Below are 26,120 nucleotides of genomic sequence, written 5' to 3'. Positions count from 1 at the left end.
GGAATGCTGTGCAGTCCGCGCCGACCGGTGACCCGCTGTTCGACACCTGGCCTGCGGATCTCGCCCGCTATGCGCCCGGCGACATTCTGGAATGGCGGGATGTGACGGCGTCGGCCGCGCCGACGATGCTTCTCCTGAACCTCACCTCGATTTCACGCGCCACTCTCCTGAAATTCCGCACCACCAACTCCGCCGGTGAGCCCTCCATCGGCACCGCGACACTGGTCCTTCCCCCCAAGGCGTGGGCCGGACCCGGCAGCCAGCCCGTCTTGGTGAACGCGCCGGCCATCAACGCGCTCAGCAAGCGCTGCACCCCCGGTTACGTGCTCTCCCACGGCATCGAAGTCCCGACCGGCAACGATTTCACCCCGTCGCCGACCGCATGGGCGATCGAGCACGGCTACGCGCTGATTATCCCCGACCATGAGGGCCCCCTGATGGCCTACGCGGAGCCGGCTGTCGCCGGACACAACCTGCTCGACTCCATCCGCGCGGTCCGCAATTTCGCCCCGGATCAGTTCGGCGAGAGCCGTTTCGCCTCGACCGGATACTCCGGTGGTGCCATCGCTTCCCACGCTGCGGCCATGCTGGTGGAGGAACACGCACCGGAACTGATCCCGTATTTCGCTGGCGCGAGTTTCGGTGGATTGGTCACCGACTATCGCCGCTTCGCCCACGCCTTCGATGGTTCCTATATCTCCGCATTCCTGCTCACCACCGTGCTCGCGATCGGCCGGGAGCACCCAGAAATCCTCAGGCTCATGAACCATGCGGCGCAATGGATGGCGACGTCCCCCATCAAAGATATCTGCAGCAGTAGTTTCGGTGCACTCGGGATAATGCCCATCCCGGTCGACACGATGGCCACGATCGATAAGTCGCTCGACAGCGAATCGGCCGAGGCAATCTTCCAATATGTGAGTATGAACGGTCGGAAATCGGGAGTGCCGCTGTTCATTTACCACGGTATCAACGATCCTTGGATTCCCGTGCCGGAGGCCGAGCAGCTGTGGAGCGAGCAATGTGCTCTGGGGGTGGCGGCGACGAAAAATATCGTCGGCGGTGAACATCTGGCGGCCTACGTCAGCTCCTATGGCGCGACCATGGATTGGCTGGATCAACGATTGCGCGGTGTGCCTACAACCGGAACATGTGCCGCGACACCCGGCGGACGGTGACACTGCCGTCCATCGCGGTGTGATCCACCTGTCGCGGCGCAGAGACCTACGCCGCTGACCGATCTCAGATCTCGTGCGGATCAACCTGGGGAAACCGAGCCGGTTGGCGCGTTGTGCTAGGGGCCTGGTAGCGGCGGTGGGTGTTCCTCATACCGAGTTCCGGGAACACCTACCGGCTTCGGCGGGATGGCTGGAGCGAACACGTCTGTGAGCTTCGACGATGAGGCCCTGGAAATCCCGGCGCGTCGCGTCGAGGTGGAGGCCGGATCAGCGCGCGGGCACCGGCGGCGGTGCGTACCGAGCCGCCGCTGGCGCAGCGGCTCGTCAAGGGCCGCCGATACCCCGTTGAGGCGGTGGCCACACTGGTCGGTGAGTGACGGTGAGCCGATGGTGAGCCGATGGTGAGCGACGCCCACGAAGCTGCTTTCCATGATCGAGACACAGCAGGTCACCGACAAGACTGCCCTTGTCTCTGGAGCGCGCATCGCGGGTCCGGCCCTCGCCGACTGGCTGACCCATTGCGGCGAAACGGTCATGATCGTCGAGCAGTCGCGGACACACAAGACCCTCGCCACGCTGGGCTCCGAGTTGATCGGCCTGTCCTCCCCGCATCCACTTCGAGGCCACCACGTTTCGGCCTGCTGCTGCGGCAGCGCATCCAGCGGCAGTGCATCGATGTGGACTCCGGGCCGTCGTCAACAGCTCTTGAAGCCTGGCGACGGGGAGCCCCGATTCGTCCTCGGCACCCGTGTCGCACAGCCCTCACCAGTCCCGCAGGTGAGTTCGTCGGCGAGGAGCTCGTGTCACACTGACGGACCCTATGTCGTCGACCAATAGACAACCCGGCACGACAATGATGAACGAGGATTGAGAATGTCTATGAATAACTTGCGCACTGCGGTCCGTGGCGGTGTGATCCTGCCGGGCGACGCCGATTTCGATCGGGCGGCGCAGCCGTGGAACACGGCAGTCGCGCAGTCTGTGGCCGGCGTTGTCGAGGTGGCCGATGCGCTGGATGTGGCGGCGGTGCTCGAGTACGCCCGGCGGGCGGGTCGTGCAGTGGTGACGCAGCCGACCGGGCACGGTGCGACCGGCGATATCGACGGCGCGATCCTGGTACGCACTACACGCTTCGACAGCATCGACATCGACGCCGAGCAGCGCATGGCTCGGGTCGGCAGCGGTGTGCACTGGGGTCAGGTGCAGGCCGCGGCGGCTCGGCACGGACTGACGGGACTGGCCGGGAGCAACCCGGTCGTGGGTGTGACCGGATACACCCTGGGCGGCGGGTTCGGTTGGTTCGCCCGGAAATACGGGTGGGCCGCGAACGCGGTGCGCGCGGTCGAGATCGTCGACGCCTCCGGGCGCCCGCAGCGAGTCACCGCCGACTCCGATCCGGACCTGTTCTGGGCCTTGCGCGGCGGCGGTGGCGACTTCGCGATCGTCACCGGTCTCGAATTCGAATTGTTCGCGCTGCCCCGGCTCTACGGCGGGCGGGTGATGTGGCCGGTCGACCGCACCCGCGAGGTCTTCGACCTGTTCACCGAACTCACCGCCGGCGCGCCCGCCGAACTTTCGGTGTGGTTGCAGCGCTACCAGATTCCCGGCGCGGCGCCGACCGTCGCCATCGACTTCGCCTACCTCGGCGATCCCGCCGAGGGACGGCACCTGACCCGTCGCCTCGACACGATCGATGGCATCATCGCCGATACCCGAGGCGAACTCAGCCCGGCCGAGATCGGCAGGATCACTGCCGAACCCACCGATCCCAGCCCGTCGCTCTCGCGGGGCGAACTGCTCACCGATCTCGGTGACGCGGTGGTGAAGACCCTCATCGACGCACCCGTCGCACCGCTGCTCAATGTGCAGATCCGCGGTTTGGGTGGCGCGCTCGCCCAGGATCGGCCCGACAGCGGGGCGCGCGCAGCGCTCACCGAACCGTATGCGCTCTACCTGCTCGGGCTCGGGTTGCCCCACCTGCTCGGCGCCATCGGTGACCGGTTCGAGGAGATCATCGGCGCGCTCGGGGCGAGCATCACCGGCGTCAAGCCCTACACGTTCCTCGCTCCCGGTGAGTCCGCCGCCGCGGCATTCGATTCGGACACCCTGGTGCGGCTGCGGGAGATCAAGCGAAACCGCGATCCGCACAACGTTATTCGCGCCAACTTCCCAGTTCTGGGCTGACGTCGCGCCGGCGGCCGGACCGGCCGCCGGTTCGGGCATGGGACTGCCACTGTCCGTATTCATGCTGCTATGAGTGAGATTGAGAAAGTCTGATGAACTCTGTGCCCGAAGTCGGCGCCCGCTGGGGCGATCTGCTGACTCGTGACCGACTGGGTGTGACGATCGTGTTGGCCGGTGGTACAGCCCTGTACGCCATCAGTAGTTATGTGACCGCGAGCCTACTGCCGACAGCGATCGGCGACATCGGCGGTGCGCGCTACTTAGCTTGGGCTACAACCATTTTCGTGGTGGCCTCGATCGTTTCCTCGACGCTCGTGGGCTCGATGCTCGCCGCCAATGGTCCGGTCGGGTCGTATCTCACCGGATTCGGACTGTTCTCGATCGGCACCGTGATTTGCTTGGTGAGCCCGTCTATGCCGGTCCTGCTGGCGGGCCGGGCGGTCCAGGGGTTGGGCGGTGGCCTACTGATGGGGTTGGGGTACGCGGTGATTCACCAGGCGTATCCGGCCGCGCTGCGCGCCAGGGCGGCGGCGCTGGTATCGGCGATGTGGGGCGTGGGAACATTTATCGGACCCGCGCTGGGTGGTGTGTTCGCTCAGCTGGGGCCGTGGCGGCTGGCGTTCGGATGCCTCGCGGTATTGACCGTGTCGGTCGGGGCGATCGTGCCGTTCGCACTGCGCGGCACCGCAAACTCCGGTCACGCGCAGCGGATTCCGGTGGTCTCGCTGACGTTGCTGATGGTGGCCGCGGCGCTGGTCAGCATCGCCGGCGTGCTGCCGCGGGGTGGCTGGACCGTGGCCGGTGTGCTGGCAGCGCTGTCGGTTGTGGCCGGATTCCTGGCCTGGGAGCGGCGCGCCGCGGTGACGGTGCTGCCGCGGCTGACTTTCGTGCAGAGTTCGCCTCTGCGCTGGATCTACTTGACCATGGTCGCGGTCGCGATCGGCATCAGCTTGGAGAACTTCGTACCACTCTTCGCTCAGGAATTGGGTGGGCTGGCCCCGTTTGCGGCCGGATTCGTCGGTGCGGCAGCATCACTGGGCTGGACGCTGGCGCAGGTCGTCAGCGCGGGCGCGCAGCGGCCGAGTACCATCGATCGGCTGCGGATCGCCGGTCCCGCGGTGCTGGCCGTCGGTTTGACGCTCACCGCCCTCACACAGATCCGCGACACGCGCCTGTCCGCGCTGCTGATGTGGGTGCTGTGCATGATGCTCGCGGGCAGTGGCATCGGGCTGGCATGGCCGCACCTGTCGGCGGCGGTCATGGACAGTAGCCCGGATCCGGCCGAATCGCAGCAGGCCGCTGCCGCGATCGGCACCGTGCAGCTGATCGCCACCGCCTTCGGCGCCGCTATCTCCGGTGTGTTGGTGAACCTCGGCGAACCCTCGCTGTTGCGCTCGGCCCGTTTCCTCGAGCTCGGACTGGCCGCCATCGCCACTCTGGGTGTGGCGGCCACCCTGGCCGCGCATCGCTCCGCTGCCCGTAACACTGTGAATCGGCAGCCAGCCCTCACCTAATTACACCCTGTTACGCCACCATCGATCTGGAGCAGTCGCATAGTGGCGTGACGCTGAGAAGTATGCCCGGCCGGGTCAGGACTCCCGTCGAGCCACGGGGCGCGGCCTGCGGAAGAGAGTGCCCAATCGACGCAGCGCCTGTTGGTCACCGGAGGTCGAGACGGCTTCGTTCTTGATTGCGTCGGCGAGGCTCAACCGGCCGTCGGCCAGTTCGGCGAACACCTCGTAGTCGGCCTCGATGACTACATCGGGATGCTGGGCGGGACCGTGTAGCGCTTCGATCGTGCCGTCGTCGACGCGGACATGGAATACCTCGTCACCGACGCGGAACTCGTAGACTGCCCGCACTGCGGCCGCGGCCTCGGCGTCGAAGCAGGCTTCCAGGCCCAGCACCGCCCAGCCCGGGTGGAATGTCTCACTGTCTCGCCGCTCGCCCATCGCCCACTTCATGCCCCACCGGGCCAACTCCAGCACCGCAGGCCCGAGCTCCCGGCCGGCGTCAGTGAGGGCATAGGCAGGAGTGCGTGCAGGTGCGGGGAGCATGACCTTCTCGGCCAGGCCCTCTCGTTCGAGATACTTCATCCGGCTCGCCAGCAGGCCGGTACCCATGCCGCGCAGGCACTTCTGCAGATCACCGAACCGCTTGGGGCCGGTCAGCAACTCGCGGATGAGAAGCAGTGTCCAGCGCTCGCCGACGAGGTCGAGGGTCCGCGCGGTGGCGCAATACTGGTTGTACGTTCGCTGGTCCACTTCCTCATTCTAAGCTTCGAGGTTCTCGTTTTTTAACGTCAGCAGTATGCCCGCCACGCTCTGTGGATGGCTCAGCATCACGTCGTGCGGACCGTCCAGGGCAAACGGCCGATACCCGATCTCCGCGATGAACCGGGCGAACGGAAAGGTCTGCGGTCGGCAGTAGATGCCCGTTCCGGGTATCTGGTCAACGGCCCCGCACAAGAGTGTGGGTTCGGTGAAGCTTCGCAGCGGATGGCCGCGGAGACGCTGTTCCAGCCATCGGGCATCGCCGGGATCGGTGATGCCGAACAACGCAGGGGCCGGGGCGGGAATGCGCCAGCCGCCTCCCGCGGCCGCACGGATCCTGGTCATGAACCAGTTCGGAGCCAGGCCGGCCACGCTGACACCATCAGCGCCCGCCCACCCTTCCACCAGGACAACGTGGACTACCCGCTCCGGCCTCCGATCGGCTGCCTGTCGGACGACCAGGCCGGCGTAGCTGTGACCGACGAGAATCACGTTCCGATCGGTCGCGGTGTCGATCGCCGTCACGACCTCGTCGACATGATCGTGCAGCCCGACGTCACTGTCGAGCGTAAGAGCGGGTGTGATGACGTGTGCCCCGGCTTGGGCGAGCAGCGGGATGACTCGATCCCAGGCCCAACTGCCGTGCCAGGCCCCATGAACGAGTACGAAAGTGGTCATCCTTGCTCTCCCTGATGCAGCAGCGGCAGCACTCCGTCGGCGAGGCCCGGTTCATGGTCGCCGCGAACGGTCTGGTCGCGGGCGGGGACCAGGTAGCCGACTTGCCATCCCGTCACGGCATCTCCTAGTGAGTCATCTTGCACTTCTTGTTTTTGAACCATACAGTTCCAATTCAGGAAGTCAATGAGAGGAGAGGGACTATGACGAAGCCGCTCTACACGGCTCAGGCGCATGTAATCGGCGGACGCGCCCAAGGCCACGGCCGGACGACCGACGGCCGGTTGGAGGTGGAATTGCGGCAGCCGAAGGAACTGGGCGGCGACGGTGCGGGGACCAATCCCGAGCAGCTGTTCGCGATCGGCTACGCCGCGTGCTTTGCAACTGTGCTGACCCTGGTGGCGCCGCGCAGGAAGCTCGACGCGGACGACGCGGCGATCGGCTCACGGGTGATGCTCATCCCGAGCGGGAGCGGCGCGTTCAAGCTGGGAGTCGAACTGGACATCACACTGCCGTCGATCGACGATCCCGAGCAGGCCGCGGACCTCGTCCGCGCAGCACACCAGATGTGTCCGTACTCCAACGCCACGCGCGGGAACATCGACGTCGCACTAATCGTCAACGGCACGGAGGTATGACATCGGACCGGGACAAGCAACCGCAGTGACGAGGGTGCTGTAGATAAACGCACCAGCCGTGGGTTGGAACAGTGATCATGCTCTAACCCGCGGATTCGTACCGATGAATTTCACTGCAGTACAGCATCATTCGCCGATCAGGCGACTCCTACCGTGTTCGACGAAGCGGCCGTGGTCCCACTCGTGTCACGGCGGCGGCGTGCGCAGGTGGTTGCCGTGTCGGATTGGACACGACCGGGCGGGTGTTGGCGATGTGCGTGAGAAGGTCGTTGTGCCTGCTGCGGTGGGAGACATCGAATCCGCACCGCATGGCCGTGACCGCGGCGGCGCAGGCCGCCAACGCGTTCGGTGCGTGTCGGCGTTCGACGGCTGTTTACGGTCGTTCGGCCTCGCCGCGCCTCGTCCGGTGGTCTATTCGTGTACCCGCCAACGCCTCGTGAACTCCACGAAGACACTGCGGTCAACCGGAGTCCCGGCCGAACCGTCGGCTTCGAATGGGGAGTCGCTGGTGTAGCGGGCCCAACATCGCGGAACGAGGGTCAGCCGACCGGGAGTTTCAACACCGGCTCGGGGCCCTGGTCGGTGACGTATACATTGTTCGCCGTGTCGACCGCCACGCCCTGGGGGTTCTTCAGGCCGGTGAACGGCAGCGTTGTCGGCGTCGACGCGCCCGCCGCCAACCTCACCACCCATTCGTTACCCCAGTCGATGACGTACACGTCTCCCGCCGTGTCGACCGCCACACCGCGGGGATCTTTGAGCCCGGTGAACGGCAGTGGGGTCGGTGCCGACGCGCCCGGTGCCAACTTCACCACCCGCTCGGTACCCAATTCGGTGACGTATACGTTGCCCGCCGTGTCGACCGCCACACCCTGGGGATCTTTGAGCCCGGTGAACGGCAGTGGGGTCGGTGCCGACGCGCCCGCCGCCAATTTCACCACCCGATCATTACTCCGGTCGGCGACGTACACGTCTCCCGCCGTGTCGACCGCCACACCGCGGGGATCTTTGAGCCCGGTGAACGGCAGTGGGGTCGGCGTCGTCTCGCCCGCCGCCAATTTCACCACTCGATTGTTACTTGTGTCGGTGACGAATATGTTGCCCGCCGTGTCGATCGCTACGCCCTGGGGATTCTTCAAGCCGGTGAAGGGCAGTGGGGTCGGCGTCGTCTCGCCCGCCGCCAATTTCACCACCCGATCGTTACCTATGTCGGTGACGTATATGTTGCCCGCCGTGTCGACCGCCACACCGGTGGGCAGGCTGACGCCGGTGAACGGCAGCGGAGTCTGTGACGAGTAAGCCGGGGCGATAGGTGCGGGCGAGTTGCCACCGCCGCCTGATTCCCGTTGGACACCGATGACGACAGCTACGGCGGCCACTGCCGTAGCCACGACCGCGGCGGCGAGCAGCACGGCGGTCTTGGGCGACAATCTGATTCGCCGCCCGTGGCGCGCAGCCACGCCCCCGGAGGTGCTGACCGCGGAATCGCCCACCGCGGCGCAGGCCGCCGCGGCCAGCTCGCGCACGGTCTGGTAACGATCGTCGGGATTTTTGGCCATTCCCTTGGCGATGACCGCATCGAACGCAGTCGGTACATCGGATGTAGTGGTGCTGGGACGCGGCGGCGGGGTGTGGAGGTGTTGGGCGATCACACCCTGCATCCCCCATTCGCTCACAAACGGCGGCCGGCCGGTCAGGCACTCATACAGCACGCACGTCAACGCGTACACGTCCACTCGGGCATCGGCCTTGATCTCCGTGCCGATCTCCTCCGGCGCCATGTAGGTGACGGTGCCGATGGTCTCGCCGATCGTGGTCAGCGTACGGTCGTCGGTGGCGTGGGCGATCCCGAAGTCGATCAGGGAGGCGAACTCATCGGCCCCTAGCAGGATGTTGGTGGGTTTGACGTCGCGGTGGACCAGCCCGGCGTCGTGTGCCGCCTGCAGCGCGCCGGCCACCTGTGCGATGATCGCCACTGCCCGTCGCGGCGACAATGCCCCTTCTTGCGTGATCACCTTGTGCAGGTCGGTGCCCTCGATCAAGCGCATATTCAGATAGAGCCGACCGTCGATGTCGCCGAAGTCGTGGATGGGGATCACATGCGGCTCGGTCAACTGCGCCACCGCCCGGCACTCCCGGCGGAAGCGCTCGCGCAGCTGCTCGTCATCGGCGAAGCGCTCGGGCAATACCTTGAGCGCCACCACCCGGTTGGTCAGCGAATCATGTGCCCGCCACACCTGGCCCATACCGCCCTGGCCCAGCAGCGACAGAAGCCGATAGCGTCCGAACGCCTCCGCTGGCCCCCACGTGGCGTCCCCGCCACCTGCTGACGTGTCATCCATTGTGCCGTCCTGTGACCACCCGACTGGCAAACGGTGTACTTGCTTGCATTCCAACCCCCGCTCGAGCGGGTAGCCCCACACTGGTTGACTCAGCCAGGCCGGACAGTCGAGAGTCGGCGCGTGAATTTCCCAGCTCATGCCGGCAAGTACGCGGCTGGGCACTGCCCCGCCAGCGGCACGAGTGAGCGGATCGTGCCCAGAAATTCGTCAACAGACCTGTCGCAAGTTCAGCGTACCTCTGAGCGATACGACCAACTTCGTGAATCGAGTAGGAGGATTTCTCGTAGCTCTTGGCAGCGAGCACGTCGAGCAGAAGAGTCAGGTAAACGCGAACGCAGCCGCTCCCCGTCGGTGGAATCGACGGCCACACTCTCATGGTCCTGCTCGAAACCGGTCACCGTGCAACCACGCCGGACCGGCGCACCCAGTTCGATCGCATGTTCTTCGAGCAGATGATCGATGACCGGCTGCTGGATGCCCAGCACAGAGGCGTGGGCGGAATCCAGGCCCTCGGGCGCGGGTTCGGTACGCGTCAGCAGACCGGCGGTGGTGTGGTGGGTATCGACCGGGCGAATTCCAGTCGGTGCGCTCCCGGTCCATTCCATGGCAGCACAATCGCTGTGGCCTGTTTATAGGTCCAGGTCCGTGGCAGCATGACGTAGTTTTCGCTGGTGCTCATCACCAGAACCAGGCCGTCGCAGCGGTAACGGTAGGCAGAGCCGGGGTCGGTGCATGCTGCTTTCCGCACGCCGCCGACGGTGAGATCGAGCGCCTTCTCGGTATAGAGGGTGAGCACCGCGGCGCTGGGCAGGGAACGTTCGAACTTGATCGCCCGCCCCTTGCCCACCGCCAAGGAGTAGGCCGTCGCGCCCCAGAAGAAGGTGCGGGCGACGAGGAGGAAGACCAATACCCACTCGAGCGGCGTCGTCGCCGGTGCGGCTGTGGTCGATCCTGTCATGAGCTGTCGTCGCCGTGCGCGCACGACGGCCCATAACAGCAGCACTCCGGCGATGACGCAGAAAGGTGCGACTCCCAGCCCGCGGTTCATCGGTGTCTCGAACGACAACTGGGACAACCCATTCAGCAGCAAGAGCGTCCCGGCAACGGTCCCAGCGATGTCGACTCCACCCCGAAATAGGCGCAGAAGCCTTTGGCGTGGAAGAACCCCCTGTAGTACAGCAGTCCCGCCAATACCGTTGCGGGGGCGACAAACTGCGCGATCAGCTGCGCCAGCTGCGACAGATCGGCGAACGATGTTCCGCGGACCTGCCGGTCGTCGGGCGCGTTGTCAGCCACTGGTGCGCGAGGTGGTGGTTGTGGGCGGCTCCGTCGTCGACAAGGGAGGCGCGGCACGGGTGGTCGTGGTCGGCGGCACGGGTTCGGTCGAGGTGTCGACGATGTCCTCGGGCTCGCACTTCTCGGTGTAGATGTACAGCGTCTGGCCCGCATTGAGCTTGGCCCGCGCCCTACACCTCCTGCGGGCAATGTCTTGCTCATGCCCACGTAGGCGACGAAGCTGCCTGTCCTCGGGTACTTCGGCGGGAGTGGCCGATATTGCGGGGTTTCCGCGGTGTTCTTGGCCTTTGTCTCGATGTCGACGCAGGCATCGCCGAGAGCTACGGCTGTGCACCCTTCCGCGATCTGGAGTTTCATTGTGTCCACGACGAACTCGACGGGATTGCCAACGGCAAGACCTCCGGGAGCGCCCTCGCCCGCCGGTGGGGTATCGCAGGAAGCGAGGCTCACCAGGGCTGCGGCTATGGTCAGAATCCTTGCCGCTCTACGCATTCGAGTTCCCTCACGAGACGAGACCCGGACACCGGGGTGTTAGTTGATTGTTCAGCATGTGCGTCGAACACTCCGCATTTCGTCCGCTGTCCGTCGATCCGGCAGTCCTCGGGAACGGTGGGTTCGAAGACCGGTTCCGATCGAGTGCTCGGTGACGACCTTCGGGGTTCGTGCGCGGAACGCAAACGGCGAACGGTTCACCAAGGCCTGAATATCCGAGCGTTGTTCTCGTCTCCGAAAGGAGACGCCATCGCCGGTTTGCAGCGGTACCCTCAGGTACGACCGCTGTGCCGTGCAGATCGATTGCATTCGGTTGGACCTTGGTCGTCGGTCTGCCAATCGGGGTCTGGCGACTGAGGGTAGCGGGAGTGACGTCGATGTTCGCGGAGAGGCGGATATGGCAGACGGGGCACACCTCACCGAGCGGTCGCGGAAGACGGTTGAAGATCTCATAGGGTTTTTCGGGGCCGATCGCGAGGAGTTCGCACGCCTTTTGGGGGCGCTGGAGACTCCCACCGAGCTGAGGTTCGTGGCGCATGAAGCGGCGACCGATGCGATCGAACGAAACGAGTTCGATCGTGCGCAAGCTGCACTGTTCATCGAACAGGCCGCCTGCCAGGAGCTCGGCGATCTCGCCGGCACGGTCGATACCGGCATCCGCATCGCCGATGTCATGAAGGTCATCGCAGTCGATGTACCGGATTACGAGGCTGCACGCAGCTACGCGCAGGTCATGGCTGGCCTCTCTCGCCGGATGAAGCGCGCCTCCTCGCAGTTCGCTGCACTGGCAGTCGCCGCCGACAGCGCCTATTTCGCGGCAGAAGCGTTGGAGGAGCAGCGCGAGTTAGGCAAGCATCGCGAATGGCTATTGACGACGTTGGCCGACGCTGTGCAGGCGATTGGTTTGCTTCCGGCCGCTTCTCCAGGACGTGGGTCCAGCTTCTTGAGTATGGTGCTCGCCACCGCGCAACGAATCATGGGCTTGCATTGGTTTGATTCCGAAGACGGGTCGGACAGGACCACCGTGACGGAATCTCTCCGGCGGATTGCGTTAGCACTCGAATCCTTTCTTGGTACGAAGACCCCTCCCGGCGCAACCTCCGCCGAATTGCTGGTGGACGCGAGAATTCTTGCGAGGCTCTCGTATCGGTACGGTAGCCCGGACAAGGCTTTCGATCGATTGTCCGGTGTCGTTGATCGAGCCGCCACAGAGGGCGATGTGGTGACGTTCATCGCAGCGTCGGCAACCCGTTATGAGGGGGAGCGGGCATCGTCCCGCCTCAGCGAACACCTACGTAATCTGCGTCGCGAATACCAGACGGGGCTCGAGGATGTTCGACGCTCCAAGCGTTCCCGCGCCGGAAGATTGCAGATCGCCGAGGTGCTCGACCGCTCGATCGGCAGCATGGTTGCCGATGAATTCGCCGATGAGTTAGAACCCGATGCCGCAGCGGCATTCGAGTCGATGGAAATCGGCAAGGCGAGATGTCTCCTGGACGAGATCAACGGCGTCGTGCGCCAAATCGGTGATCCGGTTGTTGCCCGGAAGGCTTTGGCTACGGAAATCCAGTTGCTGCATCTGCCGGCGCCCAATAGAGCGACGCCCGCCGCAGACGAGTTTCAACTCCTCAGCAGGTTGCCGTTCGGCGGTCTCACGGGCATCGGCGACCATATCGAGCAACTCGACCTGCTCGAGCGGACCTATGCGGCTGCCGATGGGGGCTTCGTGGGCAGTGCGGCGATCACCGACCTCGCCGATGTCAGTGCAAGCCTCGCCGGCGACGAAACGATTGTGAGCTACCACATTCCATTTGAAGAACTCGACCCCGGCGGCACACTGTTGGTCATGTGGATCACCCGCGAACGGACACTGACGCTTCACTTGCCGCTCATCTACGACGGCAAATTGGAGTTCATCGGTCGAATACAAGCCGACGGCCAACAGCCGCTCGATGTCGGACCTCTTATGAACCTCATCGCGATGACCCGGTATGCCATTCGTGAAGGGCAGGATGCCCTGATAGAGGAGGACCTGTCCCAGCTGTATCGAATGTTGATTGCCCCTCTCGAGACGTATGGGTTTTCAGCATCGAAGTTCAGTCGAATCACCATCGTGCCGTCGGGCGTTCTCCATTCGGTTCCGTTCTCGGCACTACGAAACTCTGACGGCAGGTTTCTTATCGAGCTGGCGCCAGTGGTGGTGGCACCGAGCATCTCGGTCTGGCAGCACCTCGCTCAGCGGCAGTCGCAGATGCCCGCGCCGTCGACCTTTGTTGGGTTCGGGAATCCTGAGATGCCACCAGAGTGGGAATCGCTGCCCGAAGCCGAACGTGAGATCGCTCGGATCGTTGACCATTTGCAAGGATTCGAGACTTACGTTCATACAGGAGCGGCCGCAAGCGAATCCGCCTTTTATCGGGACACTCCTGGCAAGCATTTCGTTCACATCGCCAGCCATGGCGACTTTCCCGAGAACGACGCCCTCGACATGCACCGGATTGTGCTGGCGGCCGACGACTGTCACGATGGATTTCTGCACGCCGAAGAGGTCCGTCGAGCAGATCTGAGCGCGGCCCAGCTGGTTGTGCTGAGTGTGTGTGACGGAGCGCTGATCCGCTTTGGGCCCGGTGACGAGCCGTTGGGTCTGCTGTCCGCGTTCTTTGCGGCTGGCGCTATCAATATTGTTGCGCCGCTGTGGGACATAGATGACTACGCGGCGGCCGACTGGATGGCCGAGTTCTATCGGGGCGTACCCGGTTCGGGTCCGGCCCGAGCATTACAGAGCGCGTGCGTCGTGCGGGCTCGGAACGGCGCGCAGATTCGCGACTGGGCGGGCTTTACTCTCTTCGGCGTCGGACGACCGTATTCGGCCGCCACCGATCAGACTGCATTTTCGACGATCGGTTGACGGCGCCTTCGCTGAGGTAGCCAGAGGAAGGGGAGACATGACCGAACCGTCCTCGATTGCGGCACTAGCGATCCGGATTATCGACACATGGCCTTCGCCGCTGAGCCTCGGCGCATTGAGCGAATTGACTCGCTTGCGGGCTGTCGACTCCAAGCTGTTGGTAGACGAGATCATTCGTCATCTCCCCCGCGGTCCCCTCGGGGCGACGGAAGCGCGCAGACTGCGCATGGTTGTGTCGATAATCGATGCATTGGCGGTGGCGCCTGACGATGCTTCGCTCGAGGCAATGCGCTCGCGGTATCGGGAACGGGGGCGAGTTCCGCTGTCAGTGAAGCGAGTTCTCGCAGATCTCGAGCAGCGGACGTCTCGCGAAGCCGGCACACTCAGCGGCGATGAGATGCCGCGGCGCCGCCTCCGTCGAAGCCGGCGTCGATCGCTGACCGAGTCTACGGCCGAACGCGTCGAGCGGTTGGATATAGTGCCGCCCATCCAGGCCGCCTCGGACACGGCCCCACACGAGGAGCGGTTCTTCCACGCGAACCTCGAGGATCACGACAACACGCAACCTTTGCGCCTCGATGAGCAATACACCATAGCCTTCGATGTCGGGTCTTCATCGAATTCGGTGACAGTCGAGGGTGTTTGGCCCGAAGATGTGTTCGTTGGCGCCGACACGAGCATAAATATGTTCGCGCTGACGGTTCAGCTCGATTCGCCGGATTTCGAGATCCTTGGCCCGCGGACGCGGCCGCTGCGATTGCCCAGAACAGGCCCTTCGAGGGGGAAGGCGCGGTTCGAGATCGCTGCGGTCCGTGAGGGACTGTGTCAACTGATCGCGACTACGCACCTCGACGGCAACTTCGTATCGCAGATGAAGCTGACACTGCAGGTCGGAGGAAGCGCGCCGGCATCCGTCAACGCGACGATGACCGGGCGTCCTCCCGAAAGCGTTACTGCGCTGGAACCTCGAGACATCTGTCTTGTGATCGAGCCTGCTCCGGCGAGCGGATATCTCTGCAGGGCTTTGGGATCGGTGGGAAACCGCGCTGTGCTTCCCATCACCGTCGGCGAGCTGACCGACGCCGCCGAGACGGTCCGGAAGGCGCTCTTGAAGGTGGTGACGCTCACCCACGACCGACAGCTGGTCTTTCAGCATCAGGTAACCATTCCTGAGCGAGCGCAGCGGCAGGCGCTGGAGCTGCTGGCACCTGCGGGCGCGCGATTGTTCCAACGGGTATTCCTGCATCCAGGAGCTGGCGAAGATGCCCGAGCAGTCGGCGAGTGGTTGAAAGAGTACGCCACAGACCCCGCGATTCAACTCGAGCTCCAGGTATTCGCTGAACGCCTGCCTATTCCGTGGGCTTGCCTCTATCTCGGTGAGACTTCCGATGGAGCACAGCTTGATTGGAACAATTTCCTTGGATTGCGTCACATCGTCGAGCAGTTGCCACTTCAAACGTTGAGGGGTTCCAAACAGAATGCCATCGAGAGTCGGCCCGCGCTCGAGGTCAGCCTGAACATCAACCAGATGATCGATACCCAGATGGGGATCACCCTGGTCGCAGAGCATCAGAGCCGCTGGAACGAGATCGCGGCGGCGCGCTCGGGCCTGAAGTTGTTTTCGAGGTCGACGCGGGATGACGTGTTCCGGGCGCTGCGCAATGGGGAGAACCGCGACAAGCTCATCTACTTCTTCTGCCACGCGACAGGTCCCGGCCCGGACGGCGATCCGGACCTTGCGGCCTTCAGCATGGGCGATGGCGAGAGTGCAACCCTGGCCGATCTCAATCGCAACGCTTCTACCGATTCGCGGTTGCCGGAGCGGCCGTTGGTATTCATCAATGCGTGTGACTCAGCGAACCTTTCGCCACGTTTCTATGACGGATTCGTGCCGTACTTCATGGCCAAGGGTGCACGCGGAGTTATCGGAACGGAGTGCAAGACTCCTGTGTTGTTCGGGATCCGCTGGGCCGAGACCTTCCTGGAAAAGATGCTGGATGGGGCGTCGTTGGGTGAGGCAGTACTCGGTGCACGGCGAATGTTCTTGGAGCAGCACAACAACCCGCTCGGACTGTTGTACACGGTGCACTGCGACGTCGACACCAGAGTCAGTCCGCCGCTGCCCCGTACCGAAGCCGCCGACTAGCCAACGGAGGAACCATGCCCGCACGTGTGATCCCGTCGACATCATCGCACTATTACCTCCTACTCTTCGACGAGAACGGCGCAGAGCGTCCGGAGGCCGACGGCAGTTTGCTCAGCAACACAATCGCCGAGGTGGCGGGCGACGGTGTGACGGACGTCTTCATCGCCAGCCACGGCTGGAAGGGCGACATACCGGCAGCGATCAGTCAGTACAACGACTGGATCCCGATGATGCAGGGCCGATCTCGTGATCTGGCGCGTGCGCAAGCGTTGGTTCCTGACTTCAAACCCCTGACGATCGGAATTCACTGGCCCAGTCTCCCGTGGGGAGTCGAAGCTGTGGGTGCGGCCTTATTGAGCAGCGAAGGCGACGAGTTTGCGGCGGAACGTGAGTTGGATAGCGCCGGACTGGTCGACCTGTACTCCCAACGCATAGCCGACACCGAAGTTGCCCGCCGGGCCCTAACCGTGGTCGTCTCCGCAGCCGACGATGCTGGGGATTACGACGTGCCCACCGACAGCATTGATCTTTCAGCCGAAGTCGACGAGGCATATCAGGCGTTGTTCGGCGAGGCAGGCCTGCAGTCAGCAGGCGCAACCGCCGCGCCAGGTAGTGATCAAGAGGGATTCTCCCCGGTTGAGACTGCCAAAGAATGGGCGGTCGCCGTCGGACCGGAGCCGGTGTCGGGTGGTGTGGGCAAGCCCGGTTTGCTGGGTGGTGGTAGTCGAGTCAAGGCCCGAGAAATAATCCTTGCACCAGCCCGTCAGCTGTCATTCTGGTCGATGAAACACCGCGCCCGTGTGGTCGGTGAATCAGGTGTCCACGAGCTACTGATTCGACTGCAGCAGAGCGCGCGCCCGCTGCGGATTCACCTGATGGGGCACAGTTTCGGGTGCATAGTCGTGTCCGCCGCAATCGCGGGACCAGTCGCGGGGGGCACGCTCACCCAACGACTGCCGCGCCCGGTGAGCTCACTGTTCCTCGTCCAGGGTGCGATGTCGCTGTGGTCCTTCGCCGAGGTGCTGCCGTTTCCGCCGACTTTGCCGGGCTACTTTCGGCCAGTGCTCGATTCGAACCGGCTCGTAGCTGGTCCAGTTGTCACGACCACGTCGGTTCACGATCATGCCGTCGGGCGATTTTTCCCGATCGGCGCGAAACTTGGGCGAGAGCGGCTATTGGACGGGAATCACTTTCCCGAGTACGGAGCAATCGGGGCGTTCGGGATGCAGGGCGGTCAGCCCACCGTGGACCACGGAATCCTCGATGCCGACGCCGAGTACGGGCTGGACCCGGGTACTGATTACAACATCGATGCAAGTCGCATCATTGCAAAGATCAAGGGGGCGGTGGGATCCCATAGCGACATCGCGCATCCCGAAATTGCCCACTTATTTTGGCAGGCGGCGGTTTCAGGCATTCTGGCAGATCGGAACTGACCGGTGCTGAAGGAGTTGACGACTTTATGGCGTTGTCGGCGTCGTTCTCGTGCCGTTTCGATCAGTAAATGAAAGGGGTTGAGAGGATGAGCAGCAAGACCGTCCTGATCACTGGCACCTCCTCCGGTATCGGTCTGGCCACCGCCGTCGCCGCCGCGCGGAGCGGGTGGCAGGTGGTGGCCACCGTGCGTGCGGTCATGGAGGTCAACTTCCTGGCGCATGGTCGAACTGCTGGCCGCGCAGCGGCCTCCGTTCCGGCTCCTCACCTCCGACGCCGTGCGCGCTTTCGCCGCGGTGAAGCTCGCCGACCTGGATGGTTCGGCGGTGCAGACTCTTACCGGGGCCTGGACTGTCCAGGGCGCGTCGCGGTACCCGGGTAAAAGGTCCCTGCATGTCGATCAGAACAGAGTTTCGGGGATGCGCAGTGGCTGATTAGCCGGTGGGGTCGAGTTCGGCATCGATGTGGACTTCAGTGCCCACCGCATGAGCGTCCGTGACATTCGCCTGACTCAGCCCACAGTGTGTAGAGAAGGAATAGGCATCGATGCGTTCGCGGATTCAGTGGAAACCAGATATGCGGTGGGGCGTCGGATCGCTGGCTGATCTGCATCGCTACAAGAACGGTCTGACCAGCCAGGTCGACGGCGTGTACTGCGTTCTGCCAAGGATTCAGCTCTGTTTCTGGTCGCGGCGCCAAGCCATGCATGCGACATGCGCTTGCACGAGGAGTGGGTGAGGGGTGCGATTCGCGCCTCCTGGACCTCTGCCAGCGTTCGACCTCGAGTATTCGTCGTACGTTGCGGCGCGGATAGTTTCAGTGGATGACGCGGCCGGGGCAGGGAGAATTATCGAATCCTGTGTGCGCCCGGCAATCTGTGGCTGTGCCCAGTCGGTGCGCGACACACCCTGCAACCTCGACGCATCGGGCTGGTATCCAACTATGCTTGCCATGCATTAGCCATGTAGATCTATTTAGACGATTTCGCTGATGCACATCCGATTCGAAACGGGATCAAATATGCGACCTCGATTCGTCGTTATCGCGACCGGTGTGGTCGCGGCCGTCCTAGCGCTGGTTCTGTGGCCGGGCGCCGAGCTGAGTCAAGCCCAACCGCCCGGTGCGGACGTAACCGGTGCCGGAATTCATCTGACGACTTCGGTGGACAACGTCAAAGTGGACCCACCGGGCGACCGTATGCCGAACTTCCTCATGACGTTCGCGCATGCCGCGCAGCTATCCGGCGACTACTCACTGACCGTGGAGGGCAATGGAATAACGTCTGGCCAGGCCGTCGCGGGGTTCCTCCTCGGCTGCGCGCTCAGTCTGGACAACGGCTTCACCGTCGGAATCGATCCCAATCAGGGGCTGTTGGCGAGTATTTCCCCCGAATTCAGCCAGTCGGACGTTGCCGCCCGCCTGCCGAGTGTGACGCTCACGCCGAGGCCTACAACGCCGAGTCCCGCAGCCACGTCCCGGAGTGCCGCCCCCATCTCCCGGAGTGCCGCCCCCATCTCCCGGAGTGCCGCCCCCATCTCCCGGAGTGCCGCCCCCATCTCCCGGAGTGCCGCCCCCACCTCCCAGAGCGCAGCCACCACTTCCCCGAGTGCCTCGGCCAGCCCACCCTCTGCGAGCCTCGGACCGACCGTCGGTGGCACCCTGGGCTTGACCGAGGTCTTGGAAGCTACGTTGGCACCGGGCCAGATCACCACCGTCACGACGGTGACTGCCAACCTGGACGACAGGACGGTGTTCCCGTACCACTTCATCTTCAACAACGCCGCGCTGAACGTCGGCCAGTGTGCCTCACCGGTATCGGCTGTCCCCTTCATCACTGCCACGGTGAGTACGGCGGTCGGGACGGTGCAGACCACTGCCTACGGCAGCCAGTTCACCTTCTGATTTCAGGAGACGAACATTCGAGGATGCGCGCGAGGAATTCGAGCTGATCGGCCGGTGCCTGACGTTGCCATGGGGTGCTGACAGACGTCGAAGTGGTCGACGGGGCGCGCGGTCTGCCCACTCGGTGCGGCGCGATCATGTTCTCGCAGTTCGGGCCAGCGCATGAGAGCACGCGAACACGTTTAGGAGAAGGCGATGCCGATGAGTGGATTTGTGCGCGAGAGGGGACGATGCGGCCGGTCGGTGCGTATCGCCGAAGACGTTGCTCCACAGTCACTCACCGGTGAACAGGCCCTCGCGGTCCGCAACACCTGGACTCTCGAGTTTCGACAGCTGGGCCACCGATGTGATGTGCGCGGTGGCCCAGCCTCTGGGTTCGTTAGCTCGGGTCGGTAGGGCTGTTGTGGTAGGCGGCGACCAACCACCTCTCGTCACGCCTCTGGAAGACCCAGGTCGCATTGACGAGCCGGTCGGCGGGCACTTCGGTTTCGCCGGCGAACAGGATCCCGGCCTTGCTGACGACGATTGCGTAGTCCTGACCGAGGAACCGGATGTCTTGGACCTCATCGGTCACGGTGGAGTTTTCGAGGAACGTAGCGAAACTTGCCGCCATGCTCTGCCGAACTTCCTCCCTGTTCCGCCGGTAGGACCCGGGCATGAGCACGGTGGCGTCCTCGGTGTAGTCCGCGACAAAAGTGTCCGCGTCACCGGCTACCCATGCTTTGTACTGGTCGGCCAAGACCTGCCTGATGGCCGCCGCGTCGTCCGTTCGGGTCATGTTCATCGCATTTCCTCCGTCTTTTTGGCGCGGCCCACCGTGCGGGCCACTCAGCTATCCGACGCACGACCACCCCTCGAATCGACAATCCGAACGACACGCTGTCGTGGGTTCACGACTTTGGCGCGTCGGGATGCGACGACTGTTGCCGGGTGGCAGAAGGTCGACAGCGAACATGCCGACCTCACGGCACAGGAGTTCCCACATCTGGGCGGTACGAGCACTGTGATCCCGATACATATGGGCCCCGAGATCGCTTGCGTCACCGCAGGTATCGAGGTGACGTGCACGGCATCGGATGCGACGATCTCGATCCCGCCGATATCGAGGCCGCCACCGCGGCCCACTCGCGCCCGGACTTCAATGGCAGAGCCTGTCGCCGCATTCGCCAGCGGTGCGCCGACCGCTGGGAACCTGGTTCTGCGAGAGCTTGCCGACGATACAGCCAGCGCGGTAGGTGGTCACGACGTCTGCTCGGTCTGATGACTTGACAGTGTCATTGTTGGTATTGCTGTGGTCATCCCGTGTGCATGCAACCGGCAACGCACTTAAAAGTAGCTGCACCCACTATTTGGCTCGCGACGGGTGAACGTCGGCGAATCGATCCGGCCGTGGCACGGTCACCGCGCGCTGGAACCGGTGCGGCGTCCTACCGCCGTTCCGAGGGAGCGGGTCATACACTGTCGACTGCTGCGGCATAGCTGCTCACCTGTCTGTCTGCGTTGCGAACGGAGGCGTATGTCAAGCGATTCTGAATCCGAAATGACAGGAGTCAACCGGCGCGCGGCACTCGGTACCGGTGCGGCGGCGCTGGGTGGTGCCGCGCTGGGCGCGGGACTGATGGCGGCGGCAGCATGCGCCGACACGGTGGCGACTCAACTGCCGAACACCGGTGAGGTCGTCGAGAACCTCCAGAACTCCTCGCACCTGTTCCATCTCACCCGCGCGGATCCGCAACGCTTCGATGGCGGCATGCTCCAGGGTGCCCATGAGGGCAACTTCCCGGTTTTGGCCGGGCAGAACGGATCGGTCTACTTCGTGCGTTTGGAGCCGGGCGGTATCCGCGAGCCGCACTGGCACCCCAGCGCCTGGGAGTTGAACTACCACATCTCCGGAACCGCGAAATGGACCATCCTCGGTACCCACTCCGACGGCAGCTACCGCACCGAGGCTTTCGAGGCGCACCCGGGCGATCTCGTGTTCGCGCCACAGGGCTTCTTCCACTACTTCGAAAACGCCCGGACCGACACACCCCTCGAGGTCCTCATCGTCTTCAACACCAGCGCCGCCGAGACCAACGACGACATCGGCATTCTCGCCGCGATGAATTCCATCCCACGCTCGGTACTGGCCACTGTGCTCAACATCCCGGAGTCCACCCTGTCGGGCATACCTACCGAGGTCAAACCTGTCGTAGTCACCAAGCGGCACTGACGGTTTCGACACCGGCCGCACAGCACGTCAGGCACCAACTCGCAAGGCAATCGTGTGTGGACCAGCCTGTTCGCCTTCGGTCTGGAATTCGGCTCCAAGCTGCTCCCATCAACACCAAGAGGCTCGACGACCCGCGTGATTTTTGTCGCCTACGGGAGTTGCTGGAGTCCGTCGGGGGTGTACAGGCGTACCGCTCGAACCGCGGCGGCCACCGCTACGAGCGGGGGTATGCGATGGCGATGGCCGTGTCCGCCGCCCGCGGACCATGCTGGGTCGAGTCCCGAAACGGGAGGCAGGGGCAATTCGGCGCGGCCGACGTGGAGCACCGCCCCGCAGTGTTGGAGGTACTCGATAGCCCGATCGGCTTTGCTGATGCCGGTGACGAGCCGGATGTGGCGCCCGACCGGACCACCGATAGCGATGGTGGGTCCCGACAGGCCGTTGTCCTGAAAGAACAACTCCACCCCGATTCGCAGTGGAGCGGGTAGCTCGATTCCGGCACGTTCCACTCCGAACGTCACCACGAGCGTGTCGTCGGCGTGGCTGATCGACCAATCGAACCGGTTGGCCGTGGCGGCGGGTTCGGCGGCGGCCGTGGATGTCATCGGGTTCGTCGGTGTCGCAATCAGTGTGTACTCCCTTTTCGAGCATTGACAGTGTCGCGGAACGCATAGTTGCCCAGACGTCGGTAGGAGGACGCCATATCGTTACGCTGGCCGATCGGTTGGGGGAGGGCTTCGGGTATTTGCCTTGCCCGAGGCCTGCTATCTGGGGTCCAGGTTTTGTTCGAGTGGATGTCGTGGATCGGAAGACCGTTTCGACCCATGTCGTCGAAAAGGTAGCTACGAACCAACCGGCAGGAGCTTGGCTAACGACCGGCTATTTCGAGGAAATTTAATTAAGATCGATCCGGTAAATCTGTGAACTGGATGTATATCCTCGCTAGAGTCGCTGGCTATGACTGATATGCAGGTAAGCGGCGGCGGGTATTCGTTTGCGCGCGATATGTGGGCAACCGAGAGGTTGTGGCTCTCACGGTCCGTGCGGACCATCCTTGTCGGACTCGCTGGCCAACTGAGCGGGCTCGGGCCACAGGCATGGACTCGCTACGAAGACGGTGAGTTGGAATTCGTGGAGGCGCGTGAGTTCCAACTAGCCCTGCTGCGTGTGCACAGTGTGCTCGCGGACGAGATCGACGCCGCGATGTTGGAAGCCGCCGCCGCCGCCCTCGACCATACGGCCGGGCTGGGCGACGTCGCCTCCGTCACGGGCCTGGACCGGGCGCATGCCTTCCAGCGCTGGGGCGCCCTCACCGCGGTCGGTGAACGTATCGCGCTCATCATCTCGCAGCCGTGGCCGGATGGCGGGCCGTCTGCCCTGCGGTCCCCCGAAGTGCTCTACGAGCGAGATCGGCGATGGTGGCGGGTGAGCAGCGCCGCGAGACGCAACGCCCATTACGCCATCGTTGTCGTCGACCGACTCGTCGCGCGGGTATACGGGCTCGACCCGAACGGTTGGCAACCGGATTCCACGGGAACACGGTGGGAGTTCCGGGCACTCGGGTCCGAACCGCTATCGCAGATCCACGTGGACCGCGCATACCGAAAAGGTCGCCTGCCGGTTCGATTGGGCGACCCCTATCCCGCCCGGCTGGATCGCGCGTGCGTCCCCAGTTACTTCTCGGATGGGCACGTTGATGGCGACTGAGGCGCGGACGACGATGCGATCCCCTATCCCAATCCGATGTCAGCGAACACTGGCAAGGAAGCGTACTTTCGGTATGCCCATTGCCTGATTTCCCGACATTTGCTCGTACCTATCACCTATTTCTCGGGGTGAAGGTGGTCAGGACAGTGTGGCTGTGGTTTCGTGTTGGCTCATCGCTGCCGGTCTTCGGTCGCGCACACTCAGCAGGTCCATCTCGCTTCCCTGGTTCATGAAATAGATTCCATGAAATAGAAAAGGACATTTCGTGATCGAAACCTCGCGCATCGCGGCGGTCGGTATCGCATGCTTTGCAGCAATCGCATCGGTAACCGCCCGGGCGGAAGCACCCACCGAACATGACATCGAGTACAAGGTCGCCACGGTGGAACGTGTTGTGACAACCACCCTATCGGGAGGGACCTTCGTCCTCGACCGCGATCACAGCTCGTTCACGATTCGCGATGAGAGCGGTGCGCCCGTGATGGTCGTGCCAACGCGATTCACCATTGGCGACCAGGTGCTCACAGTTGACTCCACACTCAGCACAGACGCGAAGGAGCTGCGGTTGACGCCCGGTGAGCTGCGACCCGCCGCTGCCTTGGCCGCGATGCCGGTCGCATCGGCCCTCGAGAACCAGGCCGCGATGTCGGAGTTCTCGACGCGATTGCGCCTGGCCACCACGATCGGCACATTCGTCGGCACCGCGATCGGTCTGGTCGTCGGCGGGATTACCGGATGCATTATGGGTTTGCCGCTGTTGGGGGTGGGCTGCATACCTGCGGCGATCGCCGGTGCGGGGATCGGCGGCATTCTGGGGACAATTGCTGCCGGGGGACCGGTCCTGGTGCTTTCCGCCGTGGAGCTGATCGACACGCTCAACGCGCCCGACGGTGCGAGCAAATGGGCGCAGAACTCTTCGTTGAAACCTGCGAACTAGGTGATCGGCTACGTGATGTCAGGCGCGATATAGCGCCAGGCGCCTTGGCGGGGTTCGGGCGGCGAGCAGCATACTGTTCGACCCGCAGACGATCAGCGCGGCCGGGCAGGCGGCACAAGCGGCGTGCACCCTCATGCGCCGACGTCGTCACCGCGCATGAGCGTCGTCCGCAGCGTGGGAGCGGCTACCGAGGCCGCCCCGTCCGAACCGCCGTTCACCGAACTTGTGTTCCCCCAGGGCTGTCGGTGTCCTTGTCTGCTCTGATCCGGTGTTGTGCGTTGTGGACAGTGTCCTGATCGTGGTGATCTGGTGGGTTTCGATTGCGGCTCGGCCTTGCCTGCAGGCACTCTCGGCACACAGTGATGGCGAAGGCGTTGCGACCGAGCTGAGTGGGAACACAGGACGCCAGTCATCGAACGGTCACTGGGCCCAGCCGCCGCCGATAGCGGGAATGCGCACGCCCAGAAGCCTTCCCGCGGCTGGGCATCGGGCTGTCGGTGCGGCAACCCTCCGGCGTGCCGGAGGGGGTCCGACCGCCGGCGCTCACCTGGGCCCGGATGTGCTGCAGCGGCACTGTCGCAATCGTTGGCATTCGATGCAGGCCATGATGGGTTGATGACGCGAAGCGACGACAACTTGGGGTCGGCAGGGGCAGACGGAGCGCTCGCGGCCGGTGCGGTGATGTCCGTTGCCGCTGCTGCCCCCACGGCACGAAAGATCCGAGTGCTTGCGTTGAACACGTGGCACAGTGGCAGCAAGATCTCCCGTGGTATCGAGCTGATCACCGATCTCGTCGTCTCGACACAGGCCTCGGTCGTGCTGCTCTCGGAGGCAACCGAAGCGACGACGGCCGTCGCAGCCGAGCTGGTGCGGCGGGGGCACGAGTTCAACGCCGTCTCTTCGCACGACACGGGAATTCTGTCGGTGTTCCCGGTCGAGGACAGCGCTGATCTGCAATGGATGGTCAAGGCGCGGTTGAACATCGACGGAAAGCGCCTCACCGTCTACTCCGCGCACCTGGAGTATCGCTGGTATGCCTCCAACCTGCCCCGAGGGTACGGGCCCGGGGCCCCGGCGCCGGGCGAGTTCGCCGAGCACGAGTGGAACAAGCTGCCGGAGGGCCCGGTGACCGATCCCGTCGTGATCGAGCGCATCAACGCGGCCTCGAGCCGCCCGGAGATCATCAGCAACTTTCTCGCCGACGCGAAAGCCGAGATCGCCGACGGGTCTTCGGTCATCATCGGTGGCGATCTGAACGAGCCGTCGCTGCTGGATTGGACGCCCGCCACCGCGAACTTGTTCGACCACAACGGTGTGGTGTTGGCGTGGGAGACCACTCGACGCCTGCAACAAGCCGGTTTCATCGATGCCTACCGATCGATGTATCCGGACCCGGCCACCCATCCCGGACTTACCTGGCCCTCGGACAACGTCGATGTGGATGTCTCCGAGCTCGCCTGGGCTCCTGAGGCCGATGAACGCGACCGTGTCGATTACATCTTCGCTCATGGTGACAAGCTGTGCCTATCTGCTGTCGGCATCATCGGCCCGCGCGGGTCCATAGTGCGCGGTACCCGATTCCAAGAACCGACCCAGGACAATTTCCTCGGCTCGCCGGCGCAGTGGGGCAGCGACCATAAAGGCATCTTCGCGACATACCAGCTCGCCTCTTCCGATCAGGGCGCATGAAGCGGGTGAAGGTCGAGATCGTCGGGGAAGGCTGCGGCGAAGGCGGCCAGTGCGGGTGTCCCTGCTTTTGATCGAACGCGGACTTCAACTATCGAGGGGCTCCTGAT

The 26,120-nt window shown here is 63.9% G+C and carries 21 protein-coding genes and 1 pseudogene; 14 read left to right on the top strand and 8 right to left on the bottom strand.

Going from position 1 to position 26,120, the window contains the following annotated elements:
• The first annotated feature begins 8 nt into the window (after positions 1–8).
• The 3 genes from AB0M74_RS01245 to AB0M74_RS01235 all read left to right on the top strand — a co-directional run bounded on the left by AB0M74_RS01245 (position 9) and on the right by AB0M74_RS01235 (position 4,876).
• Positions 9–1,178, top strand: coding sequence for a lipase family protein (locus AB0M74_RS01245; protein ID WP_364900286.1), 1,170 nt, complete (start codon positions 9–11; stop codon positions 1,176–1,178).
• 873 nt (positions 1,179–2,051) lie between these two features.
• A complete protein-coding gene (locus AB0M74_RS01240) occupies positions 2,052–3,362 on the top strand; it encodes an FAD-binding oxidoreductase (RefSeq protein WP_364900284.1) in 1,311 nt (436 codons plus the stop codon).
• A 92-nt stretch (positions 3,363–3,454) separates the two neighbouring features.
• A complete protein-coding gene (locus AB0M74_RS01235; RefSeq protein ID WP_364900282.1) occupies positions 3,455–4,876 on the top strand; it encodes an MFS transporter in 1,422 nt (473 codons plus the stop codon).
• A 75-nt stretch (positions 4,877–4,951) separates the two neighbouring features.
• Here AB0M74_RS01235 and AB0M74_RS01230 read toward each other — a convergent pair whose 3' ends face one another.
• The gene (locus AB0M74_RS01230) at positions 4,952–5,626 is read right to left on the bottom strand and encodes a winged helix-turn-helix transcriptional regulator (RefSeq protein WP_364900280.1); all 675 of its coding nucleotides are present in this window, start codon (positions 5,624–5,626) and stop codon (positions 4,952–4,954) included.
• A 9-nt stretch (positions 5,627–5,635) separates the two neighbouring features.
• Complete coding sequence (locus tag AB0M74_RS01225) at positions 5,636–6,313, bottom strand: alpha/beta fold hydrolase (RefSeq protein WP_364900278.1); 678 nt, start codon at positions 6,311–6,313, stop codon at positions 5,636–5,638.
• Between the two features lie 200 nt (positions 6,314–6,513).
• On the opposite strand from AB0M74_RS01225, the gene AB0M74_RS01220 reads away from it, so the two are divergent.
• The gene (locus tag AB0M74_RS01220) at positions 6,514–6,948 is read left to right on the top strand and encodes an organic hydroperoxide resistance protein (protein ID WP_364900276.1); all 435 of its coding nucleotides are present in this window, start codon (positions 6,514–6,516) and stop codon (positions 6,946–6,948) included.
• Positions 6,949–7,487: 539 nt separating this feature from the next.
• On the opposite strand, the gene AB0M74_RS01215 is transcribed toward AB0M74_RS01220, so the two are convergent.
• The 4 genes from AB0M74_RS01215 to AB0M74_RS01200 form a co-directional block, all read right to left on the bottom strand.
• A complete protein-coding gene (locus tag AB0M74_RS01215; protein ID WP_364900275.1) occupies positions 7,488–9,290 on the bottom strand; it encodes a serine/threonine-protein kinase PknD in 1,803 nt (600 codons plus the stop codon).
• A 227-nt stretch (positions 9,291–9,517) separates the two neighbouring features.
• The gene (locus AB0M74_RS01210; RefSeq protein WP_364900273.1) at positions 9,518–9,895 is read right to left on the bottom strand and encodes an FAD-dependent monooxygenase; all 378 of its coding nucleotides are present in this window, start codon (positions 9,893–9,895) and stop codon (positions 9,518–9,520) included.
• Complete coding sequence (locus AB0M74_RS01205) at positions 9,823–10,248, bottom strand: hypothetical protein (RefSeq protein WP_364900272.1); 426 nt, start codon at positions 10,246–10,248, stop codon at positions 9,823–9,825. Before AB0M74_RS01205 ends, AB0M74_RS01210 begins: the two co-directional genes overlap by 73 nt.
• A 122-nt stretch (positions 10,249–10,370) precedes the next feature.
• Complete coding sequence (locus tag AB0M74_RS01200; protein ID WP_364900270.1) at positions 10,371–10,586, bottom strand: hypothetical protein; 216 nt, start codon at positions 10,584–10,586, stop codon at positions 10,371–10,373.
• A gap of 889 nt (positions 10,587–11,475) precedes the next feature.
• Here AB0M74_RS01200 and AB0M74_RS01195 point away from each other — a divergent pair.
• From AB0M74_RS01195 to AB0M74_RS01170, 6 genes and pseudogenes are all read left to right on the top strand, one after another.
• Complete coding sequence (locus AB0M74_RS01195; RefSeq protein WP_364900269.1) at positions 11,476–13,986, top strand: CHAT domain-containing protein; 2,511 nt, start codon at positions 11,476–11,478, stop codon at positions 13,984–13,986.
• 37 nt (positions 13,987–14,023) lie between these two features.
• The gene (locus AB0M74_RS01190) at positions 14,024–16,132 is read left to right on the top strand and encodes a CHAT domain-containing protein (RefSeq protein WP_364900267.1); all 2,109 of its coding nucleotides are present in this window, start codon (positions 14,024–14,026) and stop codon (positions 16,130–16,132) included.
• A 14-nt stretch (positions 16,133–16,146) separates the two neighbouring features.
• Positions 16,147–17,568, top strand: coding sequence for a hypothetical protein (locus AB0M74_RS01185; protein ID WP_364900265.1), 1,422 nt, complete (start codon positions 16,147–16,149; stop codon positions 17,566–17,568).
• A 68-nt stretch (positions 17,569–17,636) separates the two neighbouring features.
• A pseudogene (locus tag AB0M74_RS01180) lies at positions 17,637–17,762 on the top strand (SDR family NAD(P)-dependent oxidoreductase); the annotation flags it as partial.
• Positions 17,763–17,787: 25 nt separating this feature from the next.
• Positions 17,788–18,000: a hypothetical protein gene (locus AB0M74_RS01175; protein ID WP_364901982.1), complete on the top strand. Its 213-nt coding sequence runs from the start codon at positions 17,788–17,790 to the stop codon at positions 17,998–18,000.
• A 586-nt stretch (positions 18,001–18,586) separates the two neighbouring features.
• Positions 18,587–19,468 (top strand): MspA family porin, encoded by an 882-nt coding sequence (locus AB0M74_RS01170; RefSeq protein ID WP_364900263.1) that lies wholly within the window; start codon positions 18,587–18,589, stop codon positions 19,466–19,468.
• 379 nt (positions 19,469–19,847) lie between these two features.
• Here the strand turns inward: AB0M74_RS01170 and AB0M74_RS01165 are convergent, their stop codons facing one another.
• On the bottom strand, positions 19,848–20,246 hold the full coding sequence (locus AB0M74_RS01165; protein WP_364900261.1) for an SgcJ/EcaC family oxidoreductase: 399 nt from the start codon (positions 20,244–20,246) through the stop codon (positions 19,848–19,850).
• Between the two features lie 762 nt (positions 20,247–21,008).
• Between AB0M74_RS01165 and AB0M74_RS01160 the strand changes: the two genes are divergently transcribed.
• Positions 21,009–21,680: a cupin domain-containing protein gene (locus AB0M74_RS01160; RefSeq protein WP_364900259.1), complete on the top strand. Its 672-nt coding sequence runs from the start codon at positions 21,009–21,011 to the stop codon at positions 21,678–21,680.
• Positions 21,681–21,829: 149 nt separating this feature from the next.
• Here AB0M74_RS01160 and AB0M74_RS01155 read toward each other — a convergent pair whose 3' ends face one another.
• Positions 21,830–22,285: a hypothetical protein gene (locus tag AB0M74_RS01155; RefSeq protein ID WP_364900257.1), complete on the bottom strand. Its 456-nt coding sequence runs from the start codon at positions 22,283–22,285 to the stop codon at positions 21,830–21,832.
• 352 nt (positions 22,286–22,637) lie between these two features.
• Between AB0M74_RS01155 and AB0M74_RS01150 the strand changes: the two genes are divergently transcribed.
• The 3 genes from AB0M74_RS01150 to AB0M74_RS01140 all read left to right on the top strand — a co-directional run bounded on the left by AB0M74_RS01150 (position 22,638) and on the right by AB0M74_RS01140 (position 26,013).
• Positions 22,638–23,387: a hypothetical protein gene (locus tag AB0M74_RS01150; RefSeq protein ID WP_364900255.1), complete on the top strand. Its 750-nt coding sequence runs from the start codon at positions 22,638–22,640 to the stop codon at positions 23,385–23,387.
• 565 nt (positions 23,388–23,952) lie between these two features.
• Positions 23,953–24,324 (top strand): hypothetical protein, encoded by a 372-nt coding sequence (locus AB0M74_RS01145; RefSeq protein WP_364900253.1) that lies wholly within the window; start codon positions 23,953–23,955, stop codon positions 24,322–24,324.
• A 615-nt stretch (positions 24,325–24,939) separates the two neighbouring features.
• On the top strand, positions 24,940–26,013 hold the full coding sequence (locus AB0M74_RS01140; protein ID WP_364900251.1) for an endonuclease/exonuclease/phosphatase family protein: 1,074 nt from the start codon (positions 24,940–24,942) through the stop codon (positions 26,011–26,013).
• Positions 26,014–26,120: the final 107 nt, after the last annotated feature.

Source organism: Nocardia sp. NPDC051463 (assembly GCF_040681975.1).
Lineage (GTDB): Bacteria > Actinomycetota > Actinomycetes > Mycobacteriales > Mycobacteriaceae > Nocardia.
The sequence above is the reverse complement of the archived record's forward strand: the minus strand, read 5'-3'. Positions and strand labels throughout refer to the sequence as shown.